Origin of the sequence: Thermococcus sp. (assembly GCF_015523185.1) — an archaeon.
Taxonomy (GTDB): domain Archaea; phylum Methanobacteriota_B; class Thermococci; order Thermococcales; family Thermococcaceae; genus Thermococcus.
The window spans coordinates 13,066-37,899 of record NZ_WAKV01000046.1 but is presented as its reverse complement, the minus strand read 5'-3'; the positions used below and the strand labels follow the sequence as shown (position 1 = coordinate 37,899).

24 protein-coding genes are annotated in these 24,834 nt (G+C 52.0%); 17 read left to right on the top strand and 7 right to left on the bottom strand.

Annotation, left to right across the window (positions count from 1 at the left end; all coding sequences use genetic code 11):
* Position 1: 1 nt before the first annotated feature.
* The 10 genes from F7B33_RS05060 to F7B33_RS05015 all read left to right on the top strand — a co-directional run bounded on the left by F7B33_RS05060 (position 2) and on the right by F7B33_RS05015 (position 9,232).
* Entirely contained in the window at positions 2-487 is a 486-nt protein-coding gene (locus F7B33_RS05060; protein ID WP_297063024.1) for a V-type ATP synthase subunit K, read from the top strand.
* 35 nt (positions 488-522) lie between these two features.
* A complete protein-coding gene (locus tag F7B33_RS05055) occupies positions 523-1,134 on the top strand; it encodes a V-type ATP synthase subunit E (protein ID WP_297063022.1) in 612 nt (203 codons plus the stop codon).
* Positions 1,135-1,139: 5 nt separating this feature from the next.
* Positions 1,140-2,234: a V-type ATP synthase subunit C gene (locus F7B33_RS05050; RefSeq protein ID WP_297063020.1), complete on the top strand. Its 1,095-nt coding sequence runs from the start codon at positions 1,140-1,142 to the stop codon at positions 2,232-2,234.
* Positions 2,231-2,539, top strand: a complete 309-nt coding sequence (locus F7B33_RS05045) for a V-type ATP synthase subunit F (protein ID WP_297063019.1) — start codon at positions 2,231-2,233, stop codon at positions 2,537-2,539. The genes F7B33_RS05050 and F7B33_RS05045 overlap by 4 nt, the downstream gene beginning before the upstream one ends.
* 6 nt (positions 2,540-2,545) lie before the next feature.
* On the top strand, positions 2,546-4,303 hold the full coding sequence (locus F7B33_RS05040) for an ATP synthase subunit A (protein ID WP_297063017.1): 1,758 nt from the start codon (positions 2,546-2,548) through the stop codon (positions 4,301-4,303).
* A 5-nt stretch (positions 4,304-4,308) separates the two neighbouring features.
* Positions 4,309-5,700 (top strand): ATP synthase subunit B, encoded by a 1,392-nt coding sequence (locus F7B33_RS05035; protein ID WP_297073539.1) that lies wholly within the window; start codon positions 4,309-4,311, stop codon positions 5,698-5,700.
* A gap of 28 nt (positions 5,701-5,728) precedes the next feature.
* The gene (locus tag F7B33_RS05030; RefSeq protein ID WP_297073525.1) at positions 5,729-6,373 is read left to right on the top strand and encodes a V-type ATP synthase subunit D; all 645 of its coding nucleotides are present in this window, start codon (positions 5,729-5,731) and stop codon (positions 6,371-6,373) included.
* Between the two features lie 101 nt (positions 6,374-6,474).
* Positions 6,475-7,242 (top strand): MBL fold metallo-hydrolase, encoded by a 768-nt coding sequence (locus F7B33_RS05025; RefSeq protein WP_297073523.1) that lies wholly within the window; start codon positions 6,475-6,477, stop codon positions 7,240-7,242.
* A gap of 9 nt (positions 7,243-7,251) precedes the next feature.
* Positions 7,252-8,004, top strand: coding sequence for a methyl-accepting chemotaxis protein (locus F7B33_RS05020; RefSeq protein WP_297073521.1), 753 nt, complete (start codon positions 7,252-7,254; stop codon positions 8,002-8,004).
* A gap of 13 nt (positions 8,005-8,017) precedes the next feature.
* A complete protein-coding gene (locus F7B33_RS05015; RefSeq protein ID WP_297073519.1) occupies positions 8,018-9,232 on the top strand; it encodes a DHHA1 domain-containing protein in 1,215 nt (404 codons plus the stop codon).
* Here the strand turns inward: F7B33_RS05015 and F7B33_RS05010 are convergent.
* Genes F7B33_RS05010 through F7B33_RS04980 form a run of 7 tightly spaced genes read right to left on the bottom strand, consistent with a single transcriptional unit; the run spans position 9,219 to position 15,977 of the window.
* Positions 9,219-10,061 carry a 7-cyano-7-deazaguanine synthase gene (locus F7B33_RS05010; RefSeq protein ID WP_297073516.1) on the bottom strand — a complete coding sequence of 281 codons (843 nt, stop codon included), beginning with the start codon at positions 10,059-10,061 and terminating at the stop codon, positions 9,219-9,221. The genes F7B33_RS05015 and F7B33_RS05010 overlap by 14 nt on opposite strands.
* Before the next feature lie 28 nt (positions 10,062-10,089).
* A complete protein-coding gene (locus F7B33_RS05005; RefSeq protein WP_297073514.1) occupies positions 10,090-10,755 on the bottom strand; it encodes a hypothetical protein in 666 nt (221 codons plus the stop codon).
* A gap of 12 nt (positions 10,756-10,767) precedes the next feature.
* Positions 10,768-12,084 carry an ABC transporter permease subunit gene (locus F7B33_RS05000; RefSeq protein ID WP_297073511.1) on the bottom strand — a complete coding sequence of 439 codons (1,317 nt, stop codon included), beginning with the start codon at positions 12,082-12,084 and terminating at the stop codon, positions 10,768-10,770.
* The gene (locus tag F7B33_RS04995; protein ID WP_297062081.1) at positions 12,077-13,075 is read right to left on the bottom strand and encodes an ABC transporter permease; all 999 of its coding nucleotides are present in this window, start codon (positions 13,073-13,075) and stop codon (positions 12,077-12,079) included. Before F7B33_RS04995 ends, F7B33_RS05000 begins: the two co-directional genes overlap by 8 nt.
* 40 nt (positions 13,076-13,115) lie before the next feature.
* A complete protein-coding gene (locus F7B33_RS04990) occupies positions 13,116-14,021 on the bottom strand; it encodes a radical SAM protein (protein WP_297062082.1) in 906 nt (301 codons plus the stop codon).
* Positions 14,022-14,068: 47 nt separating this feature from the next.
* Positions 14,069-14,770, bottom strand: a complete 702-nt coding sequence (locus F7B33_RS04985) for a dihydroorotate dehydrogenase electron transfer subunit (protein WP_297073509.1) — start codon at positions 14,768-14,770, stop codon at positions 14,069-14,071.
* The gene (locus F7B33_RS04980; RefSeq protein ID WP_297062087.1) at positions 14,754-15,977 is read right to left on the bottom strand and encodes a dihydroorotase; all 1,224 of its coding nucleotides are present in this window, start codon (positions 15,975-15,977) and stop codon (positions 14,754-14,756) included. Before F7B33_RS04980 ends, F7B33_RS04985 begins: the two co-directional genes overlap by 17 nt.
* A 378-nt stretch (positions 15,978-16,355) precedes the next feature.
* Here F7B33_RS04980 and F7B33_RS04975 point away from each other — a divergent pair, with 378 nt between their 5' ends.
* From F7B33_RS04975 to F7B33_RS04945, 7 genes are all read left to right on the top strand, one after another.
* The gene (locus F7B33_RS04975; RefSeq protein ID WP_297073506.1) at positions 16,356-18,821 is read left to right on the top strand and encodes an ABC transporter substrate-binding protein; all 2,466 of its coding nucleotides are present in this window, start codon (positions 16,356-16,358) and stop codon (positions 18,819-18,821) included.
* A gap of 165 nt (positions 18,822-18,986) precedes the next feature.
* Positions 18,987-20,027, top strand: coding sequence for an ABC transporter permease (locus tag F7B33_RS04970; protein ID WP_366927518.1), 1,041 nt, complete (start codon positions 18,987-18,989; stop codon positions 20,025-20,027).
* Between the two features lie 10 nt (positions 20,028-20,037).
* Positions 20,038-21,582, top strand: a complete 1,545-nt coding sequence (locus F7B33_RS04965) for an ABC transporter permease (protein WP_297073504.1) — start codon at positions 20,038-20,040, stop codon at positions 21,580-21,582.
* Positions 21,583-21,592: 10 nt separating this feature from the next.
* Positions 21,593-22,552, top strand: a complete 960-nt coding sequence (locus tag F7B33_RS04960) for an ABC transporter ATP-binding protein (RefSeq protein ID WP_297064167.1) — start codon at positions 21,593-21,595, stop codon at positions 22,550-22,552.
* A gap of 10 nt (positions 22,553-22,562) precedes the next feature.
* Entirely contained in the window at positions 22,563-23,570 is a 1,008-nt protein-coding gene (locus F7B33_RS04955; protein ID WP_297073502.1) for an ABC transporter ATP-binding protein, read from the top strand.
* A 27-nt stretch (positions 23,571-23,597) separates the two neighbouring features.
* Positions 23,598-24,071, top strand: a complete 474-nt coding sequence (locus F7B33_RS04950) for a hypothetical protein (protein ID WP_297073500.1) — start codon at positions 23,598-23,600, stop codon at positions 24,069-24,071.
* The gene (locus F7B33_RS04945) at positions 24,068-24,832 is read left to right on the top strand and encodes an NAD+ synthase (RefSeq protein ID WP_297064175.1); all 765 of its coding nucleotides are present in this window, start codon (positions 24,068-24,070) and stop codon (positions 24,830-24,832) included. The genes F7B33_RS04950 and F7B33_RS04945 overlap by 4 nt, the downstream gene beginning before the upstream one ends.
* Positions 24,833-24,834: the final 2 nt, after the last annotated feature.

Genomic DNA, 24,834 nt, shown 5'->3' with positions numbered 1-24,834 from the left:
GATGGACCCGATAGTTTACGTATCCCTTGGTGCGGCCCTCGCGGCCGGTCTCGCTGGAGCGGCTTCGGCCTTCGGTGTCGGTGTTGCCGGTGCCGCGGCCGCTGGAGTGGTTGCAGAGGACGAGAAGAACTTCAAGAACGCGCTGATACTCGAAGGTCTGCCGATGACCCAGAGTATCTATGGTCTCATTACGCTGTTCCTCATACTGCTCAGTGCCGGCATAATCGGTGGCGGTTTTAGGTTCGCACAGCCAACGACAGACAACCTCGTTAAGAGTGCCATCCTCTTCGGTGCCGGCCTTACCGTTGGCCTCACCGGTCTCTCAGCCATACCGCAGGGTATCATAGCCAGCGCTGGAATCGGTGCCGTCGCCAAGAACCCCAAGACCTTCACCCAGGGCATCATCTTCGCGGCTATGGCCGAAACAATGGCAATCTTCGGTCTCGTCGGTGCGCTCATCATGATAGCCACCGGCGTTGGCTTCTGAGCCCTCTCCTTTTTACAGCTTGAGGAGGATTGAAGATGGAAGGGGCTGAACTGATAATCCAGGAGATAAACAGAGAGGCCGAGCAGAAGATACAGTACATACTCAGCGAGGCCAGAGAAGAGGCCGAGAGGCTCAAGGAAGAAGCAAGGAAGAGGGCCGAGTCAAAAGCCGAGTGGATACTCAGAAAGGCAAAAACTCAGGCCGAGATAGAGAAGCAGAGGGTCATAGCCAACGCCAAGCTCGAAGTTAGGAAGAAGAAGCTCGCCGTTCAAGAGGAGCTCATCAAAGAGGTAATCGAGTCCCTCAAGAAGAGGCTTGCGGACCTTCCGGAGGATGAGTACTTCCCGATGCTCGTTGAACTAACCGTCAAGGCCGTTGAGGAGCTCGGCGTTGATAAGGTTCTCGTTCGCTCAAACGAGAGAACACTCAAGCTCATCGTTGAAAGGCTCTCCGAGTTCAGGGAGAAGCTCAAAGAGGCCCTCGGAAAGGACATTGAAGTTACAATTGGCGAGCCAATCCAGACAATCGGTGGTGTCCTCGTCGAGAGCTCCGACGGGAGTGTGAGAGTTGACAACACCTTTGAGGCCAGGATAGAACGCTTTGAAAGCGAGCTGAGGGCTACGATTGCCAAGGCCCTCTTCGGGTGATGCGAATGGAGCCAATAGTGGGAATCCTTGACACAACGCTTGCCGTTATATTCACGTGGGTTACCTACAAGACCGGTCAGTACATCTACAAGTATACCCCTTACTCCTACCCCAACGCTAGGATTAAGGCCATGGAAGCGAAGCTCCTCAGCGAGCAGAAGTTCAACGAGCTGGCCGAGAGCAGAACCCTCCAGAACTTCGTTGTCAACCTAGAGGACACCGACTACAAGGACTACCTCGCCGACGTTTCAAGCTACTCCATAGAGGAAATCGAAAGGGCATTGGAGAGGGCCCTCGCTGGAACCTACGGGCTCATGTTCAAGATACTGCCAAAGCGTTCCAGGGGCTTCTTTGAGCTCCTACTCGAGGGCTGGGATGTGAGAAACATAGCCAACGTGGTCAAGGCGAAGCTCGCTAACGAATCGGCCAGTGACTATATAGTGGAGCTTGGAACCATGCTCCCCAAGGTCAAGGCCATGGCCGAAGCTAAAACCTTGGAGGAAATCCTTGTCATACTGGAGGGAACTCCCTACGAGGATGTCTACCAGAAACTTCTCCTCGGAGAGATAGACGTCACCAAGTTTGAAACCGAGCTTTACAGGATGTACTATGCCAAGCTCCTCGCCTATGCCAAGTCTAGAAAAGACGAGGAGAGGGCCATACTCGAGGAGTTCGTGAGGCTTTTGGTGGATAGGGTTAACATCCTCACAGCCCTGAGAGCTAAGAAGGCCGGCCTCTCCGCGGAGGAGATAAAGCCCATGCTAATCCCGGGTGGAACCGTTAAGCTCGACTCGCTTTTGCACGTTGATTCCTTCGACATGGCCCTAGCTGAGCTCGACTCTACAAAGTACGGTCCTGTCATTAGGGACGTCAGGGAGGAAATCGAGAAGGACCTGAGTGTCCTCGAGAAGGCCTTCAGCGACTACATAATCGAGAGAATTTCCGAGCTCGAACGCTTCTATCCGCTCAGCATCGCAACGCCACTGAGCTACATCCTCAGAAAAGAGAGGGAAATGAGGAAGCTAAGGGCCATAGCAAAGCTCATAGAGAATGGAGTCAAACCAGAGCGTATAAAGGAACTCGTGGGTGAGGTGGCATGAAGATAGCCGTCCTCGGTGACAGGGACACTGCCCTCGGCTTTAAGCTGGCCGGGGTTCACGAGGTTTATTCCTTTGAGGACAGCCCCCTCGACATGGAGAGGCTGAAGAACAAGCTTAACGAGCTCATAGAGAGGGGCGACGTTGGGATTATACTCATAACCGAGAGGTTTGCCCAGAGGATTGAGTTGCCTGACGTTACAATTCCAATCATCCTTCAGGTGCCGGACAAGTCCGGCTCTAAGTTTGGTGAAGAGGCCCTCCGCGAGATAGTCAGGAGGGCAATAGGTGTTGAGCTTAAGAGGTGAAGGGAAATGGGAAGGATAATTCGCGTTACCGGACCACTCGTCGTTGCAGACGGCATGAAAGGGGCCAAGATGTACGAGGTCGTTCGCGTCGGTGAGATGGGTCTCATTGGAGAAATCATCCGTCTCGAAGGCGACAAGGCGGTTATCCAGGTCTATGAGGAAACTGCAGGTATAAAGCCAGGTGAACCCGTCGAGGGAACCGGTTCGTCGCTCAGCGTCGAGCTCGGTCCTGGACTGCTCACCTCAATGTACGACGGAATTCAGAGACCGCTTGAAAAGCTTCGCGAGCTTAGCGGAGACTTCATAGCGAGAGGTCTTACCGCTCCAGCTTTGCCGAGGGACAAGAAGTGGCACTTCACGCCAACCGTTAAGGTGGGCGACAAGGTCACCGGTGGGGACGTCCTCGGTGTCGTTCCGGAAACGAGCATCATCGAGCATAAAATCCTCGTTCCCCCATGGGTCGAGGGAGAAATCATTGAGATAGCCGAGGAAGGTGACTACACCGTTGAGGAGGTCATAGCCAAGGTCAAAAAACCCGACGGAACCATCGAGGAGCTCAAGATGTACCACAAGTGGCCTGTCCGTGTCAAGAGGCCCTACAAGAACAAGCTCCCGCCAGAGGTTCCTCTCATCACTGGACAGAGGACCATAGATACCTTCTTCTCCATAGCCAAGGGTGGAACTGCCGCTATCCCTGGCCCGTTTGGTTCAGGTAAGACCGTCACTCAACATCAGTTGGCCAAATGGAGTGACGCTCAGGTGGTTGTTTACATTGGTTGCGGTGAGCGCGGTAACGAGATGACCGACGTGCTTGAAGAGTTCCCCAAACTGAAGGACCCGAAGACTGGAAAGCCCCTCATGGAGAGAACCGTTTTGATAGCCAACACCTCCAACATGCCGGTCGCTGCCCGTGAGGCGTCCATCTATACTGGAATCACCATAGCTGAATACTTCCGCGACCAGGGCTATGACGTCGCTCTGATGGCCGACTCAACGAGCAGGTGGGCGGAAGCGCTCCGTGAAATCTCGGGCCGTCTGGAAGAAATGCCCGGTGAAGAGGGTTATCCTGCTTACTTGGCCTCAAAGATAGCGGAGTTCTACGAGAGAGCAGGTCGCGTTGTTACACTTGGAAGTGAGCCGAGGGTTGGTAGCGTCTCCGTCATTGGAGCGGTTTCACCGCCCGGTGGTGACTTCAGCGAGCCGGTCGTTCAGAACACTTTGAGGGTCGTCAAGGTCTTCTGGGCCCTCGATGCTGACTTAGCCAGGAGGAGGCACTTCCCGGCAATCAACTGGCTGAGGAGCTACTCCCTCTATATCGACGCAGTCCAGGACTGGTGGCACAATAACGTTGACCCAGAGTGGAGGAAGATGCGCGACACAGCGATGGCCCTCCTCCAGAAGGAGGCTGAACTGCAGGAGATAGTCAGAATCGTAGGTCCGGATGCACTGCCAGACAGGGAGAAGGCTATACTCATCGTCACAAGGATGCTCCGTGAGGACTACCTCCAGCAGGATGCCTTCGACGAGGTCGACACCTACTGCCCGCCCAAGAAGCAGGTTACAATGATGCGTGTAATCCTCAACTTCTACGAGAAGACCATGGAGGCGGTTAACAAGGGCGTTCCGGTTGATGAGATTGCCAAGCTCCCTGTCAGGGAGAAGATTGGTCGTATGAAGTTCGAGCCGGATGTGGAGAAGATTAGGGCCCTCATAGATGAAACCAATGCCCAGTTTGAGGAGCTCTTCAAGAAGTACGGAGCGTGATGCTCATGCCGGGAATGGAGTACTCAACAGTTAGCAAGATTTACGGGCCTCTCATGATAGTCGAGGGCGTCAAGGGAGTGGCCTACGGTGAGGTCGTTGAGATAGAGACCGAGAGCGGGGAGAAGAGAAAGGGACAGGTTCTCGAGGCTAGGGAGAACCTCGCAATAGTCCAGGTCTTCGAGGGAACTCGCGATTTGGACGTCAAGAGCACGCGCGTCCGCTTTACCGGTGAGACCCTTAAGGTTCCCGTTTCAATGGACATGCTGGGTAGGATATTCAACGGTATCGGTAAGCCCATCGACGGCGGACCGGAAATAATTCCTGAGGACAGGAGAGACGTCCACGGTGCGCCACTCAATCCAGTGGCAAGAGCCTACCCAAGGGACTTCATTCAGACAGGTATTTCAGCAATAGACGGTATGAACACCCTCGTCAGGGGTCAGAAGCTCCCCATATTCAGTGGCTCTGGTTTGCCACACAACATGTTAGCTGCACAAATAGCGAGGCAGGCTAAGGTCCTCGGTGAGGAGGAGCAGTTCGCGGTGGTCTTCGCGGCAATGGGTATCACCTATGAAGAGGCCAACTTCTTCAAGAAGAGCTTTGAAGAGACAGGAGCCATAGAGAGGGCCGTTCTGTTCCTTAACCTAGCGGACGACCCTGCCATCGAGAGAATCATCACCCCGCGTATGGCCCTTACCGTGGCTGAGTACCTAGCCTTCGACTACGACATGCAGGTTCTGGTTATACTCACCGACATGACAAACTACGCCGAAGCTTTACGTGAGATTTCTGCCGCTAGAGAAGAGGTTCCCGGAAGGCGCGGTTATCCGGGTTACATGTACACCGACTTGGCTACAATCTACGAACGTGCTGGAAGGGTTAGGGGCAAGAAGGGAAGCATAACCCAGATGCCTATCCTTACCATGCCCGACGACGACATAACCCACCCGATTCCAGATTTGACTGGTTACATTACCGAGGGTCAGATAGTTCTCAGCAGGGAACTCCACAGGAAAGGTATCTACCCGCCGATTGACGTTTTGCCCTCGCTCAGCCGTCTGATGAAGGACGGTATCGGTAAGGGAAGGACCAGGGAAGACCATCCACAGCTTGCCCAGCAGCTCTACGCTGCTTACGCAGAGGGGCGCTCGCTTAGGGACCTCGTCGCCGTTGTTGGTGAGGAGGCTTTGAGCGAGACTGACAGAAAGTACCTCAAGTTCGCGGACAGGTTTGAGCGTGAATTCGTCGCCCAGAGGTATGATGAAGACAGGAGCATCTTTGAAACATTGGACCTCGGATGGGAGCTCCTCGCGGAACTTCCGGAGAGCGAGCTCAAGCGTGTCAGGAAGGAGTACATCCTCAAGTACCACCCGAAGTACAGAAAGAGGGGCGAGTGAGCCCCTACCAAATTTTTAGGTGGTCGAGATGGCAGAACTGCTCAACGTGAAGCCGACGCGAATGGAGCTCCTTAACCTGAAGAGACGTATTACCTTAGCTAAAAAGGGCCACAAGCTCCTCAAGGACAAGCAGGACGCCCTAGTGATGGAGTTCTTCACTATCTACGACGAGGCCCTCAACCTTAGGAAGGAACTGAACCTCAAGATGAGAGAAGCCTTCGAAGCCCTCCAGATGGCCGAGATTGACGTCGGAACCCTCCGCCTTAGGGAGATAAGCCTCTCGGTGAACCCGAATAGGGAAGTGGAGATTAAGAAGAGGAACGTCATGGGGGTTCCGGTTCCACTCATCGAGGCTGAGTCATTCAAGAGAAACGCTGGGGAGAGGGGTTACGCCTTCGTTTCGAGCTCGGCCAAGGTTGACCTTGTGGCTGAAAAGTTCGAGGAGGTTCTCGATTTGGCCGTTCGCCTTGCCGAGGTCGAGGAAACTCTCAAGAGGCTCGCAAAAGAGATAGAGGTTACCAAAAGGCGCGTTAACGCGCTGGAATACATCATCATACCGAGGATGGAAGCTACCGTCAAGTTCATCAAGCAACGCTTAGACGAGATGGAGCGCGAGAACTTCTTCAGGCTGAAGAGGGTTAAGGCCTTAATCGAGGCCAGAAGCGGTTCCTGAGCCCTTTACGTTCCCCTTTTTCTAAGGAGCGTTTATGTAGGTGCTTGTGTAGGCAAATCGCTTAAATATACCCTTCTCCTAATTAAGCTGGGGGGTGAGCAATGGGGGAGTACTTTATACAGCCGGGTTTAGACCCCAGGAAGGACCACGTCCTTTACAGAGATGATGAGCATCTCGTGGTTTACCTCGGCACCCAGGAGGGAGGGGAGGACGTTGACGTTAACAGCTACCTCATAGTCAGCAGGGGCAAGGGAATCCTCATAGACCCCGGAGGATACAAGATTTTCTCCAAGGTACTGGCAAACGCCTCTAAGTACATTGACCCGAGGGACATCGAGTACATATACATTTGCCACCAGGACCCGGACGTTGCCGGTAGTCTGCCCCTCTGGAGGGAAGTCAGCAACGCGAAAATCATAGTTCACTGGCTCTGGACGAGGTTTCTGCCACACTTCGGCTTTGAAAACATTGGCTCCGTTGTTCATGAGCTACCGGACGAAGGAGAGACTATGACCTTCGGTGCAACTACTTTGGAGTTCATACCCGCTCACTTCCTCCACAGTCCGGGACAGTTCTCAATATACGACCACAGGAGCAAGTTCCTCTTTACGGGGGACATCGGCATAGCACTCCTCGATGAGCCATACATTGTTGTTGAGAACATTGAGAGGCATATTCAGGCCATGAGACCCGTTCACGAGAGACTAATGCCGACGAACAGAGCAATAAAGGCTTGGCTTGACAAAGTGAAGTTCCTCGACGTTGAGGCCATACTGCCCCAGCACGGGGCGATTATTCCTAAAAAGTTCATACCCCGCTTCTATGACTTTCTCGAAAACCTGAAGTGTGGCATTGACCTGCTCCGATGAGGTGATAACATGAACGTCAGGAGCATCGAGAAAGCCTCCAGCGCACTTGCCCAGTCTGTTAGGATAAAAACCTCCAGCAGGGAATCGAGCAAAATTATAGACGAATTAGCCGAGCAGATTAGCGGGCAGTTCCTTGAGAACAACATGGTAATTATTGAGAACATAGAAAAGCTTTCTCAAGTCATGAGGGAGCTCGAAAGGTTTCAAGAGGAATTTCTACCCTTCTTTAAGCGTTTTGAGGTCTTCGCTCAAGAATTTAACACTCTCGTTGAAAACCTCGAATACGTTTCGAGGATAAGCGACTCGATAGCAAGCGTGGCGAAGCAGACTAACCTTGTTGCCCTCAACGCCTCTATAGAAGCGGCCCGCGCTGGCGAAGCCGGAAGGGGTTTTGCGGTTGTTGCCGACGAGATTAGGAAGATGGCGGTTCAGACAATGAATCTCGCCAAGGAAATCAAGGACTTCAACACGAGGGTAATGGGCCAGCTTGAAACCCTCCGAGACGCTCTGGCAGTTATGGACAGGATTAAGGAGGGAACGGAGATACTCGGGAGAGATATAGAGGCAATGGTCGAGATTAGCACGGTTTTAGATGAAATTTCGCGCGAGCAGGAGGATATTGTAAACGACATAAAGAGGCTCAAGGGAATAGCTCTTGCATTGAGAAAGTTTGCAGACATGCAGGACAAGTACAATAAAGAGTTGGCCACTCTCCTAAGGATGATGGTCAGCGAGTACGCGAGAGAACAAAGGGAAAAGTAGTGGGGTGTTTGTCATGACGAAGAGGCTTTACTACTCTGACCCCTACCTTAAAGAAACGACTGCCAAAGTTGTTGAGGTTAAGAACCTCGGGAACGGCCTCGTTGAGGTTCTCCTCGACAGGACGATATTCTATCCGGAAGGCGGTGGCCAGCCCTCGGACAGGGGGCTTATCGAGGGTAAAGGGTTCACGATTGAGGTCACCAAGGTTAAGGAGCGCGATGAAATCTGGCATGAGGGGATAATCGAAGGAAGGATTCCAGAAAAGGGGGAGGAAGTGAGGCTCAAGCTCGACTGGGACTGGAGATACGAGAACATGAAGAACCACACGGGACAGCACATCCTCTCGGCGGTCCTCAAGAAGCTTTACGACCTCGACACGACAGGTTTCCAGATTTTCGAGCATTACAACAAGATTGAGGTCAACGGAGAACTCGACTGGGAAGTTGTTACAAGGGCCGAAATCGAGGCCAATAGAATAGTCTCCGAGGGGCTTCCTGTAACAGTTGAAGAGTTTAAGTACCTTCCAGATGACATCGTTAAGACGCTGAGAAAGCACGTGAGCAAGGTAACCGACAGGGTCAGGATAGTGAGCATCGGTGACGTTGACAGAACACCCTGTGGGGGAACTCACGTTAAGAACACTTCCGAGATAGGTTTCATCAAGGTTATCCGCTTCTACAAGAAGTCCAAGAACCTCTGGAGAATAGAGTTCGTCGCCGGTAACAGGGCCCTGAGGACGCTCAACGAGCTCCTCGAAGACTACTGGAATTCCCTCGAGGAGATGCCCAACAAGAACAGGCCCCTCCTTGACAGGGTCAGGGAGCTGAAGAGAGAGATTGACTCCCTCGAAGGGAAGATTGATGAGCTGAGGCACGAGCTCTGGCGCTGGAAGGGGCTTGCCCTCATAGACAAAGCGGAGGAAATAGGCGACTACAACGTGGTTGCCCTCGTCGAGAAGTGGCCCATGAAGGACGCTCAGGCCTTTGCTGTAAACTTCGTCAAGGAAAACCCTGGCTCAATACTCCTCCTTGCAAGCGAGGAGTACGCCCTCTTCGCCAGGAACGAGGAAGTTGAGGTTTCGATGAATGAACTCCTTCAGAGGGTCATCGAGGAGCTCGGCGGGAAGGGCGGTGGAACTGACAACCTAGCTAGGGGAAGGGTTGAGGCGGAACCGGAAGACGTTCTCGACGTTGCAAAGGAAAAGTTAAGGGAAATCATCTCCGTATAAGTTCTATCTGGTTCTCTTCTATCCCAAGTTTTTTAAGGACGATTTTCCACTGCTCCTCCGGCACTTCTGGCTTCTGAAGTTCTCTCTCAGCTTTCTCTCTGCTTATGAGGCCGTAGCGAACCAGAGCCGCTATTCGCCTGTGCTCAAAGCTGTGACCGTGTTTTTCCCAGTAGAGTTGGAGAGTAGGTCCAAGAACGAGGCAGTTCGTGGTGTATCCAGGCAATTCTGGGAACTCAAAGGGGAGCTTTTTCAGGATTTTAAAGCGCTCTTCCTCTGTCATCATGGAGAGAAGCCTTATCTGAACGATTCCACCGCTCATAAGTCTGTATGGATGGTGGCCGAATGGTAACTCGTGGCCGGTTATAATGTACCTATAGCCGTTTTTCAAGGCGTACTTTCTTAGCTTCTCCATTGTTCTTTTTGAACATGCCCTGCATGGGCTCTGGGCCTTCAGAAGGGCGTTTCTGAATATGTCCGAGTAGTCATATCGCAGAATCTTGAAGGGAACGTCAAGGTGTTCCGCTATCCTTCTCGCGTTCTTTATGGCCTTTTCCGACATGAGCCCGTGGTCTATCATGACAGCTTCAAGTTCCGGAACTTTGTAGACCTCCTTCGCCAGGTAGAGGGCAACAACGCTGTCTTTCCCGCCGGAATAGGCAACTATTGCCCTATCAACGTTTATCATGAGTCCTTCAAGCTCTTCTCTCACTTTCTTCCTGTCTATTGGGTGCCTCAGGTAGACCTGACATTCGCGGCATACTGGTCTTCCGTTCACTACCTCTATTCTCGACGTTCTCTCATCGTTAACGCAGAGCGAACACTTGAGCATAAAAAGGGAAACAGAAAAGGCCTTTATATCATTTTTCAAAGCGCGAAGCTAAAGACCTTCCACCGGATTTTATTAGGTTCTTTGTTTCTTCGGTCTTTTCAACTCCTTTCTTCCCGGCAAAAAGGAGGATAAGCATAATCTGGTCTTTCAGGAGGATTCCCCTGTTGTCCCTGGCTATTACCCATCCAAAGACAAAGCCGAAGACTAATCCGGCAAGCCAGAGTTCTATTAGGAAAGTTCCGGCCGAGCTCCGCTGTGTTGAGACCGTTGAGATGGCTTTATACGATAGAGCTAGTGCCAGGACGAAGATGCCCTCGAGGAGCAGTCCAAGCTTCGTTGCCTTTGCCAGCGTTCCCAGTAGTCTTCCCCTTATCTCGCCAAGGATTTTCCCATCGTGGTGGCTGTATACAAGGAGCCGTGAAACGTTGGCCCCGCTCCTGAAGGCCAGAAACGCGAAGAGCATGGCCAGATAGTCCCACCTGGCTTTCCAGAGCCCATAGAGGCCCACTAAGACCCATATTGGGGTGAAAAGTCTTTCCAGGTTTTTCTTTTCGTTCTCTGGGAGTTCAACGCGAAGTGCTTTTTTGGCTAATTTCCCAGCTATCTTTCCCATAATCCTCAGGAGGGATAGCCAGAGGTTTATCCCAAGGAAAACCAGCAGTAGGAGAAAAGAAATAATGTCTTGTGTTGTCATGGTCTCACCCTATTAATTTTGTGTTTTGAGGGTTTTAGGCCTTTCGAGGAACTTTCTTTCAATGGTCTTTCCGAGGTCAATGAATGCGTAGGCTATCGCACCGAGGGATATTCCGAGAGGAACTATCTGCCACCAGTAGGGGGCGTACTTCGCTATTCCCGCCATGAGGGGCGTGCTCATCAGCGTCCCCCAGTTGAAACCGGGAACGACATTGAAGAACCCGAGAAGTGTTATGAAAGCGATTACTCCGGGAACGGACATTGAGAACATGTAAATTGTGTATAGAATTAGAACCGGGAGCACGTGGAGCCTAAGGATTTGGAGGGGGCTTGCTCCTAGGGCTTTGCTTGACTCTATGTAGCCCCTTCTTAGCTCCTCCTCGACTATGGAGCGAATCTCCCTTGATGACGTCCCGATGAAAACTAGAGCCACCACAAGGGCCATTGCGTAGGGGTTCATCCGTATTCTAAGCGTATCTACCCCTATGTCTTCAAGTTTTCCTAGTAGCACGACCAGTACGACCGCAAGTGGCAATGAAGGGGTTGAAGCAAGGATTTTTGAGAGGGCATTTATAAAGGAGCCTGCTTTGGTAGAAATAACACTTAGAGAACCGAGGACGAGGGAGAGGAGTGCAAGAATTCCCGCCCCGAGGAGGGATATAATTATCGTTTGCCTTGCCCCGTATGCAAAACCCGTCCAGACGTCCCTCCCGTAGACGTCAGTTCCCAGTCTGCCATAACTGAGTCCCAGGATTCTAACCTTCGGCTCGTCTCCCGGTTGGAGCCCCCCGTAACTGCCCGTTATCACTATCCTGTAGGTTCCCTTGAGGGGAGCGAAATTAAAAACGCAGTCCGTGCCGGGTTTTGCGAATATGGCCTTTAGGGGGTCATGGAAGAGGAGCTGGGACCACGTTGGTTTTGGAGCGCATTTCTCATCGGCTATTCCCTCTATGGACGAGGACAAGGTCCCAATCTTCAGGGAACTCGGGATTATACCGTTCCAGAGAGGATACTCCCGTCCTAAGGGGTCAACGATTGAGATTTTGAGGTACCTGGTTAGGTTGGGAATTATCAGGATGTCCTGAGGAACAGTGTTGTAGTGGAAGTCATAGTAATAAACAAAACTGCCGTTTTCGTAGACACCATGTAGCCATTCCGTTTTTGGGAGCCCCCGGAGCTCTCCATACCATCCGGGAGGAACGCCGGTAGGGTTGTACTTCCAGTAGGTTTCGTTGTTCCAGTTCTCAACGTTCTCCTTAACGACCGTGTGGGGACCGATGATGGCAAAGGCGACGAAAAACGCTATTATAATTGCTGAGAGCCTACGCATCCCGCCTCACCCTCGGGTCGAGTCGCAGGTAGAGGGCCTCGAAAATCGAGGTGTTCAGGAAGTACATAACTGACATAACAAGGCTCGCAAAAAACAGCATGCCGCCTCTCCCCGTGTAGAGGAGAATCCACACGCCGATTAGAAAGGCTCGGCCGATTCCCGGAACGTTAAAGAGGACTTCCACCGCCATGTCGTTCATTAGGAGGTTCAGGAAGCTGTAGCTCGTGAATGTCAGAAAGCTTGGAAGGACAACGCGGAGGAGTTTTCTCTCTATTTTCCTGTCCGGGAGGCCCCTCATGATGTCGGTTACGATGTAATCCTCGCTTTTTTCCCTGATGACGAGGTTCCTGACGGTCATAGCATAGACTGGAATGTTTACTAGGGCCAGGGTAAGAATCGGCAGGGAGAGGCCCTTCAGGTATGTTAAAATTGTCACCCTTCCCTCGACGCTTGCCTGATGGACGTAGTCCAGATAACTCAGGGGGAGGACGCTGAGCTTCCACCACAGAACCCAGAGCAGAACAACAGCCCAGAACCAGCCGGGAATTGCCGAGAAGCTGGGCCCCAGAACACTTAGAATCCTGTCTAGGAGTCCCCCTCTGTAGCCTGCCCTCGACCCCCACAGGATTCCAAAAACGAGTATCAGAAGAAGAGAGAGCGTCATTATGGCCAGCGTTAAAAGGATTGACTTCCCGGGCGTTGTTCCCACAGATGATGTGTAGAGGCCGTGGGGAGTTGGGACGTAGTATGTGAACGTGAAGTTGCCCCGGGTTATCGTTATGGTCTTTTCGTTTTCGTTTTTAAAAACATCGGCCGAGAACCAGAGGTATTGCTTTGTTTTGTTAAGTAACTTTCCCGGCTGAAGTGCACCTTCGACACTTTTTCCTGTTAACTTTGCCTCGGCCGATGCAATGAGAGCAGAGAGTAGGACAACTACGGTTACGAAGACTATGACCTCCCTGAGGATGGGATTTACTATATTCCTTGCCATCAGAGGTTTTTACATTAAAGAATAATAAAGGGGTTATGGTTCATTCTTCTTTTCTCTCCCTCTTCACAACCGGAGCAACTTCCCTCGCAATTCTCTTAACGCTGAAGAGCGTGAGGGCATCCATCCTCTTGAGCTGGGCGAGCAAACAACCGCTTATCCTGACGTCTATGTATTTCTTGGCTTCCATCGCCGTTTTGAGGAGCTCTCTCATGCTTTCGGCCTTCTCGAAGTCGAGGCCTGCTCTCCTAAGTCGCTCCACGTTGAGCTCGTGAATGGTTAGGGGCTGGAGATGCATCTCGTCTATTCCAAGGGAAGCAGCTAGCTCCGCTATCTTTGGTACCTCCTCATCGTTTATCCCGGGCATAAAGATTGTCCTCACGACGGAGCGGACGCTTTTGTCAGAGCCAACTATTCTCAGTGCGTTTACGACGGCATCGAAGGTGTCCGCGTTGGTAATTCTTCGGTGCTTTTCCCTAGTTGAGGCATCGAGGCTTATCATGACGATGTCGAAGTCGAGCTTTTGCCAGAGTTCCTCTGTAAGGAGCGAGCCGTTGGTCTGAAGGTCGAGCCTCGCCTCGGGAAACCTCTCGCGGAGAAGTTTGTTTACCTCAACTATCCTTTTGCTGAGCAAAGGTTCGCCGTACTGCGAGACGGTTATTGCCTTCGGGTTCTCCCAACCGTAGTAGCCGGGCTTAGGGGCCTTTCCGAGCTTCACAGCGACGTTTGAGTAGCAGAATATGCAGTCGTGGTTGCAGGCTGGGGTAAGCTCGTAGCTTGGGTGGTGAACTGGGTTAGGGTTGCTCAAATCGAGGCCCTGACAGTATTTGCAGTGGCTCGGGTAGAGCATGTCGTCAACAAATTTCTTAAGGAGCTTTGCCTCCCTGTTCTCAAGAATCTGGGGCTCGATTCCCATTTTCCTGGCAAACTCTTCCCAGCTGTACTTCATCTTCCCACCGCCCGGAGCGGAAAAAAGGAGTTTAAAAAGCTCACTGGTCAGAGAAGTTCCCTCAGCTGGAAGCCGTCAAAGACAGGCCCGTCGCGACACACGAGGTACTTCCCAAGGTTGCAGGAGCCGCAGACCCCTATGCCACACTTCATGTAGCGCTCCGCAGAAATCTGGACGTTCCGGTAAGCCATAACCCTCAAAACGGCCTTTAGCATCGGCTCTGGACCGCAGGCGTAGGCCCCTTCGAATTCTCCCTTTTTCTCAGCCAGGACATCGGTCGGGAAGCCCTTCCTTCCGGCGGAGCCGTCGTCCGTCGTTATTATTACCTCGTCCACGTAGTCCTCGATGTCTATTAATGCTAGCTCCTCTCTGGAGTGGGCACCGTAGATAAGCGTAACCTCCTCAAAGTCCTTCCCCCAGGCCCTCGCAAGAGCGTAGAGGGGGGGGACCCCTATTCCCCCGGCAACGAGGGCAACCCTTTTCCACTTCTTCTCGAAGCCCCTACCGTAGGGGCCCCGAACCCAGAGCCTTTCGCCTTCCTCCAGCTCGAAGAGCCTTGAGGTGAATGGCCCGACGCGCTTAACCACGAGCAGGTCTTTCCAGGCCAGGCTGAAGGGCTTTTCCCCGACTCCCGGGAGCCAGAGCATCACAAACTGGCCCGGTGTGAAGTCGAACCCATTCGAGAGCCTGAAGGCCCTTACGTCTTTGGCGACCTCCCATGTTTCCCTGAGCTCAACCACGCTGTACATTTAAACGAACCCCCTTCGGCTTTCCTACGATTTCATCTCCCTCCATAACGACCTTTCCCCGGATAATCGTCATCACGACCTTCCCTTTAAGCTTCCGCCCCTCCCAGGGGCTCCACTTAGCTTTCGTGTAGAACTCCTCCGGCCTGACAGTCCATTGCCTTTTAGGGTCAACGACGGTAAACGTTGCCTCGTTGCCAACCTTAAAGTCCCTTCCCCGTATCCCGAAGACCCTCACGGGGTTGTCGTGCATCTTCTCGACGATATCGAAGACCGTAATAATCCCGCGGTTTACAGCGTCTAGGAGTAGAGAAACCTCTGTCTCAAGGCCAGGAATCCCGGCGGAGCCCTTTTCCTTGTCCTCGATTGTGTGGGGCGCGTGGTCGCTCGCGATTATCGGGATTTTTGAAAAGTTCTCCCACAGGGCTCTAACGTGTTCTTCGCTTCTCAGGGGCGGGTAAACCTTGAGGAGCGGATTCTTCTCGTAGTCCTTTCTAGTCAAGAACAGGTGGTGGGGTGTTACCTCGAAACTCACCCAGGGGAGGTTCTCACGCAATATGACATTTATTCCACCACTCGTTGAGACGTGGCAGACGTTGAGGGGTTTCTTAATCCTCTCCGCTATGTCAAGGGCCCTTTCAATGGCTCTCTCCTCGACCTCAGGTGGTCTTTCAGGTTTCTCCTTTATCAGCTCCGCCTCTTCCGCGTGGACGCTCAAAACGCCCGGGGAGCAGGAGTAGTCAGCCTCGAAGTTTTCTGAATAAACCCCACCAGTTGATGCTCCCATGAAGGCCTTATAAAAGTCTGCCTTTGCCTTTTTGGCCTCCTCACAGTTGTCCCTTATGAGAAAACTCAGGGCGTAATCGGTGTGGGCTCTTCCCCGAAAGAGTTTGAGGCGCTTTTCAAACGTTTTGATGTTCAAAATCAGCGGTTTTGTATTGGGCATGTCGAAGACGGCCGTTATCCCACCGTGAAGGGCCGCTTTGGTTCCGCTCTCAATGGTTTCCTTTTTCCTCTCCTTGAAGTCCCGCAGATGAACGTGGGTATCTATCAGTCCGGGGAGGATTAAAAATCTCGACAGTTCAAGTTCCCGTTCTCCCTTGAGGGTTCCAGTCGCTATCTTTGATATCCTTCCGTTGTCGATTCCTATACTGCCTTCAACAATCCTGTCGTCGAGTACGAACTTTCCCCTCAGAACGAGCTCGTGCATTGAAGCCCGCACGTGTTTTTTCAAGTCAGAGTTTTAAGATTTTTGGTCATGAAATCGTGAGGAGATAATTTTTTCGGATTTCTATGGGTACAGAAGGAAGTTAATGTCAATTTTCTTATCTCCTAGCTGTTCCATGGGCTTTTGGGGGATGGTTTACATCGCATTGTCATGTTTATAAACGGAGCATTCCTTAATCGCCATTATCTCCGCTGTTGTTTTGATTGCATCTTCGTTCCTTTTACATTAACGTAACCCTTAAATAGGGCTCGAATGTATAGCCTCATGCCATTATACGCCGTATGTGGCAACGTTGCCAAAAAGTGAAGGAGGCAGTGGAGTATGAATAGGAAAGCCCTAAGCCTGTTTGTTATGGGCTTGATGCTGTTTAGCGTCTTTTTGGTTGCCAAGCCAGCGAGTGCCCAGCAGAGCCCAATGGGCGACAAGCTTAAAATCGTGTACCTCGCCGCTCAGGGCAGTCTCTTCATGGGTGTCTTTAACCCGTCCCCGAGCGGAATGACCGACGTTTACACAAACCGCGTCTGGTACTTCCTCAGTGACCCAGCTGTCGTGCTCGGTCCGGATGCCCAGAGGCACAACTACCGCTGTGAGCTTGTTAGTGTCAAGTACAACGTTCAGGTTCCTGACGATGCAGTAATCTGGAACGGAACCCAGAAGAAGTGGGTCAGCCCCTACGCGGGCAAGACCGCTACCAGCGCGGTCACTTGGAAGTGTGGTCTTGGCGAGTGGGTTGACGGGCAGAAGATAACCCTCGCCGACTACCTCTTCGACTACGCAATGGCCTGGGAGTGGGCCTACCAGAACGGCAAGAACGACACGTACTATGACCAGACCTGGGCCAACAACTACCAACAAACTCTCCAGAGCATACTGGGTCTCAAGGTTGACAAGCTCACCAACGACTACATCGAGTACACCATTTACCAGGACTACATAGTCCCATACAGCAAGTGGGCTACAGCCCTCAACTTCATTGAGAAGCCCTCTGTTCCGTGGCAGCTCTACAACGTTATGAGTGAGATGGTTGCGAAGGGTGTTGATGGTAAGGCTTTCTCTTGGAGTACTCAGCCGCAGAACGGTTACCAGATTGACATGATTGACCCAGACCAGATGAAGTACTTCAAAGCTGAAGCAGAAAACCTCATGAACAACCAACCCATACCAATATGGCTCTCAACCGCCAAGGACGTCCTCCAGAAGTGGGGAATCAGCGAGGAGCAGGCTGGAATTACCACTGACATGGCCAAGCGGGGTTATGATAGTGTAATCAACTGGATTAACAAGTACGACAATGCAATTATCAGCGACGGTCCATACTATGTTGAGAAGTATGACCCGAAGGCCATGACCGTCGTTCTTAAGGTCGCCAACAACAAGAGGATTGGTTTTCCGGGTGAGGTTAACGGGAAGCCACTGCCGTGGCAGCCGTACTGGAAGGAGATTGACATTTACGGTAGCCTTAACGATGATACTGCAATCCTCGCTGTCGCTAAGGGCGAGTACGACCTCTACTGGTACGCCAGGCCGTACAACAAGATTGCCAAGGCCCTCCAGGAGTACGGCGACAACCTCAACCCGATTAAGACCATCGCCGTCTGGTGGAGCCTCAACCTCAACCTCGTTGGCGACCCGCAGACCGGTCTCGTCAACTCAAGCGGACAGATTAAGTTCAACCCCTTCGCCCTTAGGGGTGTTAGGTACGCCATGAACTGGCTTATCAACAGGCAGTACATTGTCAGCCAGATTCTCCAGGGCAGCGGTGCCCCACTCTTCGGCCCAGAAGTCAGCGGACAGGTCGACGCTTACAGCAATTACATGATGGTTGCCAAGGCCCTCGGTCTTACCCCGCAGGGTGACGAGGCTTATGCTATCAAGATGATTGACAATGCCATGAACAAGGCCGCTCAGGCTCTCAAGGCCAAGGGTTACACGCTTGAGAAGAAAGACGGCATCTGGTACTTCAACGGTCAGCCGGTTACGGTGAAGGTTATTGCCCGTGTTGAGGACGAGAGGCTTGAGGAGGGCAAGTACGTTGCCCAGGTTCTCCAGAAGGCTGGCTTTAAGGTTGACCTCCTCCAGTGGCAGAGGAGCCAGGCCAGCAAGGCTGTTTACGGTAGTGACCCGCACACCCTCCAGTGGCACGTTTACACTGAGGGTTGGGTTGTCAGTGGAATTCAGGACGTTGCGAGCATTGCTTGGGATCCCTGGGCGTTTGATGTCTACATTGACCCGAACTGGGGTACTGACTACCACAACCCGGTGACCGTTCAGGACCTCGTCAACAACATCTCAAACGGCGACCTCGCCAAGTTCATAAGCACTATCGGTCTTAAGTACTACAACACTCCGGAGAAGCTCAAGCCGCTCCTTGACTGGACTGGTTACGACCTCGCCAACCTCCTTGCCTATGCTAAGTGGACTGGGCCGAACAACGACACCATTCAGCTACAGAACCTTGACCAGTTCTGGGACCTCTTCAAACTCGCGTATGGTACCCACATCCTCAACGCCCCGCGCATCTACACCGCAGAAACCTGGAACTTCTTCCTCCTCAACAAGAAGGTAAAGGTTGGATTCGTTGACCCGATAAGCGGTGTCGGTGGATGGATTTCAGCGAGGTCTCTGATGCCCGCTGAGACTGGAACACCGACCACCACCAGCCAGACCACCACGACAAGCAAGACCACAACTACCAGCCAGACCACTAGCAGCACCCCGACGAGCACTCCGAGCTCAACTACCACCAAGAGTGGCGGAGGAATCTGTGGTCCGGCCTTCATAGTCGGCCTTGCAGTGCTCCCACTCCTCCTCAGGAGGAGGAAGTGACTTCCTTCCTCTCTTTTTCTATGTTCCCCTCTGATGGACATGCCTGTTCTCGTGTTCAAAATGTGTACATTTGTGCCCGTTTTGGGGAAAACTATTTAAACTTTAACTGGCACGTAAAAGTTGACTTCATAGAGGACCAGTAGTATCGCTGCTGGAGGGGATAGAATGGGGATGAGCTTTGGAAAGTACGTGGCATACCGTCTTATAAACGCGGTGATAATCCTGTTCTTGGCAGTTCTGTTGATGTCGGCTTTATTTACAAAGCTTGCAACAATACAACTGAATGCTCAGGTTAATGAAGAGGTTCAGATGTGGGTCAGGAGCTATACCCAGACCCACCACGTTCCGCCTTCCAAGGAGCTGATTGAGCAGTACAGGCAGACGAGAATCAAATACTACCACCTCGACCAGCCATACTGGAAGAGAACGTGGGAGTATGCAATAAATACGTTCACGTTCCATTGGGGACAATCGTTCCAGAAGGTCTTTGGGACCACGGTCATTGCAGACCAGATAAAAACTGCCCTCGCAAGGACGGTTCTACTGTTCACGACATCGGAGATACTGATTATTCTCATCGGTCTCTCGCTGGGTCTGAAGAGTGCACGCCGTCCGGGAAGCCTCCTTGACAGGACTATATCCATACTCGCTATGATAGCCTCAAGCCTCCCGATGTGGTGGGTTGGAATGCTCATGATACTCATCTTCGTCGTTTACCTTGGATGGCTTCCAATAACCCTGTACTCCCAGGTTGAAGTTTCTGGGTGGGCTAACATCCTTAAAAAGATGAGCCTACCTGTGCTCACAATAGTGCTGGTGTCATTCGGCGGCTGGGCCTGGACGACAAGAAACATCATGATTGGAACAATGCAGGAAGACTTTATCATGGTAGCGAGGGCCAAGGGTGTTCCCGAGAATAAAATTATCTATGGTCACGCCCTTAGGGCTGCAGCTCCGCCGATTATCACCATGGTCATCTTCGGCATTATTGGTTCACTTGGTGGTGCGATAATCACCGAGGTCGTCTTTAACTGGCCGGGGATGGGACGTCTCTACTACGAGGCGCTCCAGCTCAACGCCGTTAAGACAATGATGGCTCTGAACTACATGTTCGCAATACTCACAGTTCTCTCGATGGTTCTCGCGGACATACTGTACGCGTACCTTGACCCGAGAGTTAGGATTGGTGCCGCCGCCCGCTCGTGAGGTGATGTGAATGAGATGGGTAGATTTCAAAGACAGCGTTAAGAGGTTCTGGGACGAGTTCAAACACCAGAAGAGTGGAATGTTTGGTTTGACGTTCCTAATCATACTTATAGTCCTCGCAATTGCCGCTCCGTACATTACAAGCCCAAATATACCCAAAGAGTGGCAGACTGGACAGGCTTGGATTACCAATCCCAAGAACGCGCCTCCCTCTTGGGAGAACTACTTCTCCAGCGAGACCAAGGCTCCTCAAGCTGAATACACGATAGACAACATGCACCTTACCAAGGTTCAGAACGGTAGCTACACAATTTACAAGCTGACGTTCACGTATAATATGAAATATGACGTGCCCCCCAAGGACATTGTTATAACCGGTTTGAACTCGACGGCAACGAGACCTCAGGACAACCCACTTGTTACGCTATACGTTGATAGGCCCCCCGAGAATGGCCTCAAGTACAACTCCTTTGTACTCCTTTACAACACCCAGCTTCCCTCAAACGGTGTCATTCAGATTGCTTACAGTCAGGAGGCGAAGAGCCTTATCTTTTACTGGCTCTATAAGAACGGCGTGTTTAAGCTTCCTATAAACGTTCCAGACAACCTTCCGCTTGATATGAAGCTCATGTATCTTACCCAGCAGATTCAGATGAACTCAACCCTCTACGGCTACTTCCAGTCTATGGACCCCATGAAGGTCGTCTTTGGAAAGATTACCGACAACGGAAAGCTCAAGACACTCAATCAGATAATCAACTCGCCCGAGTCCCTACAGGGGCCCTACAAGTTCACGGTGGTCATCAAGGCTCCGAACAACATTCATGTTGATTTCACGAACTTCAAGGTTGCTATGGTCGGTAGAACCTATGGCCTCCTTGGAACCGACCAGTACGGCAGGCCAATAGCCGTTGGTCTCCTCTGGGGTATTCGTGTTGCCCTCGCTATAGGACTTGCGGTTTCAGTAAGTTCGGTTGTGATAGGTATCCTCATTGGAGTTACGAGCGCCTACCTCGGTGGCTGGGCAGATGAGGCAATACAGAGGTTCACCGAGTTCATGATGACACTGCCGGTGCTCCCGATGCTCATCCTGCTCTCACTGTACTTCGGTGGAAGGATAAACCTCAAACAGCTCGTCTTCATCCTAGTGCTCTTTGGATGGATGGGGACAACAAAGGTTGCCAGGAGTATGGCACTTCAGATTAAGGAGCAGACGTACATTGAGGCCGCTAGAGCGCTCGGTGCAAGCACCGGTAGGATAGTATTCAAGCACATCGTCCCACAGTTGCTTCCCTACGCCTTCGCGAGCATAGCCCTCAGCGTCCCGGGTGCTATCCTCAGTGAGGCAGGACTTAGCTTCCTTGGATTGACCAGCAACAACATGATTACATGGGGTCAGATGCTCAACAACGCCAATGCCAACGGTGCTACCCTTAACGGCTACTGGTGGCAGGTTATCCCGCCGGGACTTGCAATAGCCTTCGTCGGACTGATATTCGTCCTGATTGGTGTCTCACTCGATACCGTGCTCAACCCGAGGCTCAAGCGCGCGTGAGGTGGTTTAGATGACCAAGAATGTCCTCGAAGTTAGGAACCTCAAGATGTATTACTTCACCAGCAAGGGTGTCGTCAAGGCTGTTGATAACATCAGCTTTGACCTGAAGAAGGGAGAGGTGCTGGGACTTGCCGGAGAAAGTGGATGTGGCAAGTCCTCCCTCGGTTTTACCCTTTTAGGCATGCCAACACCACCTGGTAAGATAGTTGATGGTAGCATCAAGATTGATGGCAGGGAAATCGTTGGCCTCCCGGAGGACGTCCTAAGGAAGGAAATTCGCTGGCAGAAGATTTCAATGATATTCCAGGGTGCAATGAATGCCCTCAACCCCGTTTACACGATAGGTTATCAGATGATTGAGCCCCTGATTTATCATAAGGACATGAGCAAGGAGGAGGCCCTTGACAGGGCCCAGAAGTATCTTGAACTCGTTGGTCTCGACCCGGAGATAGTCTACCGTTATCCCCACGAGCTTAGCGGTGGTATGAAACAGCGTGTTGTCATAGCCATGGCCCTCCTTATGGAACCGAGCGTGGTTATAGCCGACGAGCCTACTACTGCCCTTGACGTTATCGTTCAGGCACAAATCATCAACCTCATGAAGAGGCTCAAGAAGGAACTCAACCTCTCGATGATATTCATCACCCACGACCTCAGCATTCTGGCCGAGATTAGTGACAAGGTTGCAATTATGTATGCAGGAAAGATAGTTGAGATAGGCGACAGCGAAAAGATTTACTACGAGCCGGCCCACCCGTATACCCAGAAACTGCTCGCGGCCATTCCAAGGCTTCACGAAGACGTTGAAAGGCTGGAGTTCATTCCCGGACAGCCACCCAACCTCATTAACCCGCCGAAGGGATGCCGCTTCCACCCGAGATGTCCCTATGCAATGGACGTTTGTAAGGAGCAGGAGCCCGAGCTGAAGGAGATTGATAAGGACCATTATGCCGCATGCTGGCTGCTGTGAGGTGTGAAAGATGGCCGAGCCGATACTCAAGGTTGAGAATCTCAAAAAATACTTCCCCATCAAGAGAGGTCTCATGGCGGCCCTTCGTGGTGAGCCCCAGCGCTTCGTCCATGCCGTTGACGGTGTCAGCTTTGATATCTACAAGCAGCAGGTCTTTGCCCTCGTCGGTGAGAGTGGCTGTGGTAAGTCCACTACTGGAAGGCTCATCGTTAAGCTCCTTGAGCCAACGGACGGTAAGATTTACCTGGAGGGTGAGGACGTCACCGAGATTAAGACCAAGGAGGAGCTCCTAGCTTACAGAAGAAGGGTTCAGATGATATTCCAAGATCCCTTTGCGTCGCTCAATCCGCGTTTCAGAATCTTCGACGTTCTTGAGGAACCCCTCCTCATCCACGGCATCGGTGAAACGAGGGCCGAGCGTGAGGAGCTCATCTACAAGGCCCTTGAGATGGTCAAGATTATCCCGCCCGAGGACTATGTCGGCAGGTTCCCGCACCAGCTCAGCGGTGGTCAGAGACAGCGTGTTGCAATAGCCAGAGCCCTCATCCTTAACCCGACGTTTATCGTAGCGGACGAGCCAGTTTCGATGCTTGACGTTTCAATCCGTGCCGAAATCCTTGAGCTTATGAAGAGCCTCAAGGACAAGATGGGAGTTACCTACCTCTACATTACCCACGACCTCTCGACTGCCAGATACTTCGCCGACTGGATTGCCGTCATGTATCTCGGTAGAATTGTCGAGATTGGGCCTGCTGAAAAGGTCATTGACAACCCGCTCCATCCATACACGAGGGCCCTCTTGGCGGCTGTTCCCGAGCCGAAGCCAGAGCGCAGAAACGTCATCAAGGAGCTCCCGATTAAGGGTGAAGTTCCCAGTGCAGTAAACATCCCGCCCGGCTGTAGGTTCCACCCGAGGTGTATCTACGCCAAGAAGGGTCTTTGTGACGTTGAACAGCCAAAGCTTATCGAGTACGAGCACAACCACTTCGCAGAGTGCCACCTCGTTGGCAAGTTCTGATTCCTTTCTTTTTTCTTGGTGATGCCGATGCGTGGTATTCTGCAAGCAATTCTGAACTCAAAACTTGTGCTGTCAGGGTTCATCATGGTGTTCCTAGCAATGATTCTCTCGGCCGTTGCGGTCTTTCATGTGGGCCATCCCTCCTACAGCTCGAGCGGTGTTCTGGAACCCGGAAACCATACTCTTGGAAACAGCACTTTTGAGAACAGGTACTTCTACTACAACAGAACTCTCTTCCTCCATTCGAAAAACGCAACGATTGAGCTCTCTTGGGGTAATTTTACCGGCGTTTACAACCTGACAGGAAATGCTACATTCATCCCCACTGACAGACCGGAAGTAAGGGTTATTAACGGCACCGTCACATACACCTACAGGGCCAAGGCGATAAGCTACCCCTACTCTGACTTGGCAATACCAGCGGCAATCCTTGCCTTTGCAGGAACAGTTTTCCTGTGGGTTGGTTACGCCCACGCTCTCAAAGGGAGGAGGAGAAAATGAGGGCGCTGGACTTTGACACCGTAGTTAATATAATTACGGACTTTATACGGGAGAAAGTGGACGAGACCAGGGCCGACGGTGTCGTGGTTGGTATAAGCGGGGGAATTGACAGCGCTACAACATCTTACCTTGCCGTCAGGGCCCTTGGAAAGGAGCGCGTTCTCGGCCTAATAATGCCCTACTATCAGAACAGGGACGTTGAAGATGCCAAGCTTGTCTGCTCTTCCCTCGGAATCGAGTGCAGGGAGATAAACATAAAGCCCATCGTTGATTCCTTCGTAACCCAGCTCGGCTTCCAGCCCGATAAGAGGAGTCTCGGTAATATAATGGCCAGAACGAGGATGGTCCTGCTCTACGCCCATGCCAACGCCAAAAACTACCTCGTCCTCGGAACCAGTAATAGGAGCGAGTTCCTGACTGGCTACTTTACCAAGTGGGGTGACGGCGCGAGCGATTACGCACCTCTTATAAACCTATACAAGACCGAGGTCTGGGAGGTAGCGAAGCTTCTCGGCGTTCCAGAGAGGATAATCGAGAAGAAACCAACGGCAGGCCTCTGGGAGGGCCAGACCGACGAGGACGAGCTGGGAATAAGCTACCGTCTCCTCGACGAAATCCTATGGAGGCTCGTTGATTTGAAAATGCCAACGGAGAGAATAGCGGAGGAACTCGGAGTTCCAATCGAAAGGGTCGAGTACGTTGAAACCCTTGTAAAGAGGAGCGAGCATAAAAGACGACTACCGCTAGGGCCCAGCTTTTGAGG

Excerpts from the sequence above, each read along its gene's own strand:
- F7B33_RS05060 (WP_297063024.1), top strand. The coding sequence starts at position 2 with ATGGACCCGATAGTTTACGTATCCCTTGGTGCGGCCCTCGCGGCCGGT.
- F7B33_RS05055 (WP_297063022.1), top strand. The coding sequence starts at position 523 with ATGGAAGGGGCTGAACTGATAATCCAGGAGATAAACAGAGAGGCCGAG.
- F7B33_RS05050 (WP_297063020.1), top strand. The coding sequence starts at position 1,140 with ATGGAGCCAATAGTGGGAATCCTTGACACAACGCTTGCCGTTATATTC.
- F7B33_RS05045 (WP_297063019.1), top strand. The coding sequence starts at position 2,231 with ATGAAGATAGCCGTCCTCGGTGACAGGGACACTGCCCTCGGCTTTAAG.
- F7B33_RS05040 (WP_297063017.1), top strand. The coding sequence starts at position 2,546 with ATGGGAAGGATAATTCGCGTTACCGGACCACTCGTCGTTGCAGACGGC.
- F7B33_RS05035 (WP_297073539.1), top strand. The coding sequence starts at position 4,309 with ATGCCGGGAATGGAGTACTCAACAGTTAGCAAGATTTACGGGCCTCTC.
- F7B33_RS05030 (WP_297073525.1), top strand. The coding sequence starts at position 5,729 with ATGGCAGAACTGCTCAACGTGAAGCCGACGCGAATGGAGCTCCTTAAC.
- F7B33_RS05025 (WP_297073523.1), top strand. The coding sequence starts at position 6,475 with ATGGGGGAGTACTTTATACAGCCGGGTTTAGACCCCAGGAAGGACCAC.
- F7B33_RS05020 (WP_297073521.1), top strand. The coding sequence starts at position 7,252 with ATGAACGTCAGGAGCATCGAGAAAGCCTCCAGCGCACTTGCCCAGTCT.
- F7B33_RS05015 (WP_297073519.1), top strand. The coding sequence starts at position 8,018 with ATGACGAAGAGGCTTTACTACTCTGACCCCTACCTTAAAGAAACGACT.
- F7B33_RS05010 (WP_297073516.1), bottom strand. The coding sequence starts at position 10,061 with ATGCTCAAGTGTTCGCTCTGCGTTAACGATGAGAGAACGTCGAGAATA.
- F7B33_RS05005 (WP_297073514.1), bottom strand. The coding sequence starts at position 10,755 with ATGACAACACAAGACATTATTTCTTTTCTCCTACTGCTGGTTTTCCTT.
- F7B33_RS05000 (WP_297073511.1), bottom strand. The coding sequence starts at position 12,084 with ATGCGTAGGCTCTCAGCAATTATAATAGCGTTTTTCGTCGCCTTTGCC.
- F7B33_RS04995 (WP_297062081.1), bottom strand. The coding sequence starts at position 13,075 with ATGGCAAGGAATATAGTAAATCCCATCCTCAGGGAGGTCATAGTCTTC.
- F7B33_RS04990 (WP_297062082.1), bottom strand. The coding sequence starts at position 14,021 with ATGAAGTACAGCTGGGAAGAGTTTGCCAGGAAAATGGGAATCGAGCCC.
- F7B33_RS04985 (WP_297073509.1), bottom strand. The coding sequence starts at position 14,770 with ATGTACAGCGTGGTTGAGCTCAGGGAAACATGGGAGGTCGCCAAAGAC.
- F7B33_RS04980 (WP_297062087.1), bottom strand. The coding sequence starts at position 15,977 with ATGCACGAGCTCGTTCTGAGGGGAAAGTTCGTACTCGACGACAGGATT.
- F7B33_RS04975 (WP_297073506.1), top strand. The coding sequence starts at position 16,356 with ATGCTGTTTAGCGTCTTTTTGGTTGCCAAGCCAGCGAGTGCCCAGCAG.
- F7B33_RS04970 (WP_366927518.1), top strand. The coding sequence starts at position 18,987 with ATGGGGATGAGCTTTGGAAAGTACGTGGCATACCGTCTTATAAACGCG.
- F7B33_RS04965 (WP_297073504.1), top strand. The coding sequence starts at position 20,038 with ATGAGATGGGTAGATTTCAAAGACAGCGTTAAGAGGTTCTGGGACGAG.
- F7B33_RS04960 (WP_297064167.1), top strand. The coding sequence starts at position 21,593 with ATGACCAAGAATGTCCTCGAAGTTAGGAACCTCAAGATGTATTACTTC.
- F7B33_RS04955 (WP_297073502.1), top strand. The coding sequence starts at position 22,563 with ATGGCCGAGCCGATACTCAAGGTTGAGAATCTCAAAAAATACTTCCCC.
- F7B33_RS04950 (WP_297073500.1), top strand. The coding sequence starts at position 23,598 with ATGCGTGGTATTCTGCAAGCAATTCTGAACTCAAAACTTGTGCTGTCA.
- F7B33_RS04945 (WP_297064175.1), top strand. The coding sequence starts at position 24,068 with ATGAGGGCGCTGGACTTTGACACCGTAGTTAATATAATTACGGACTTT.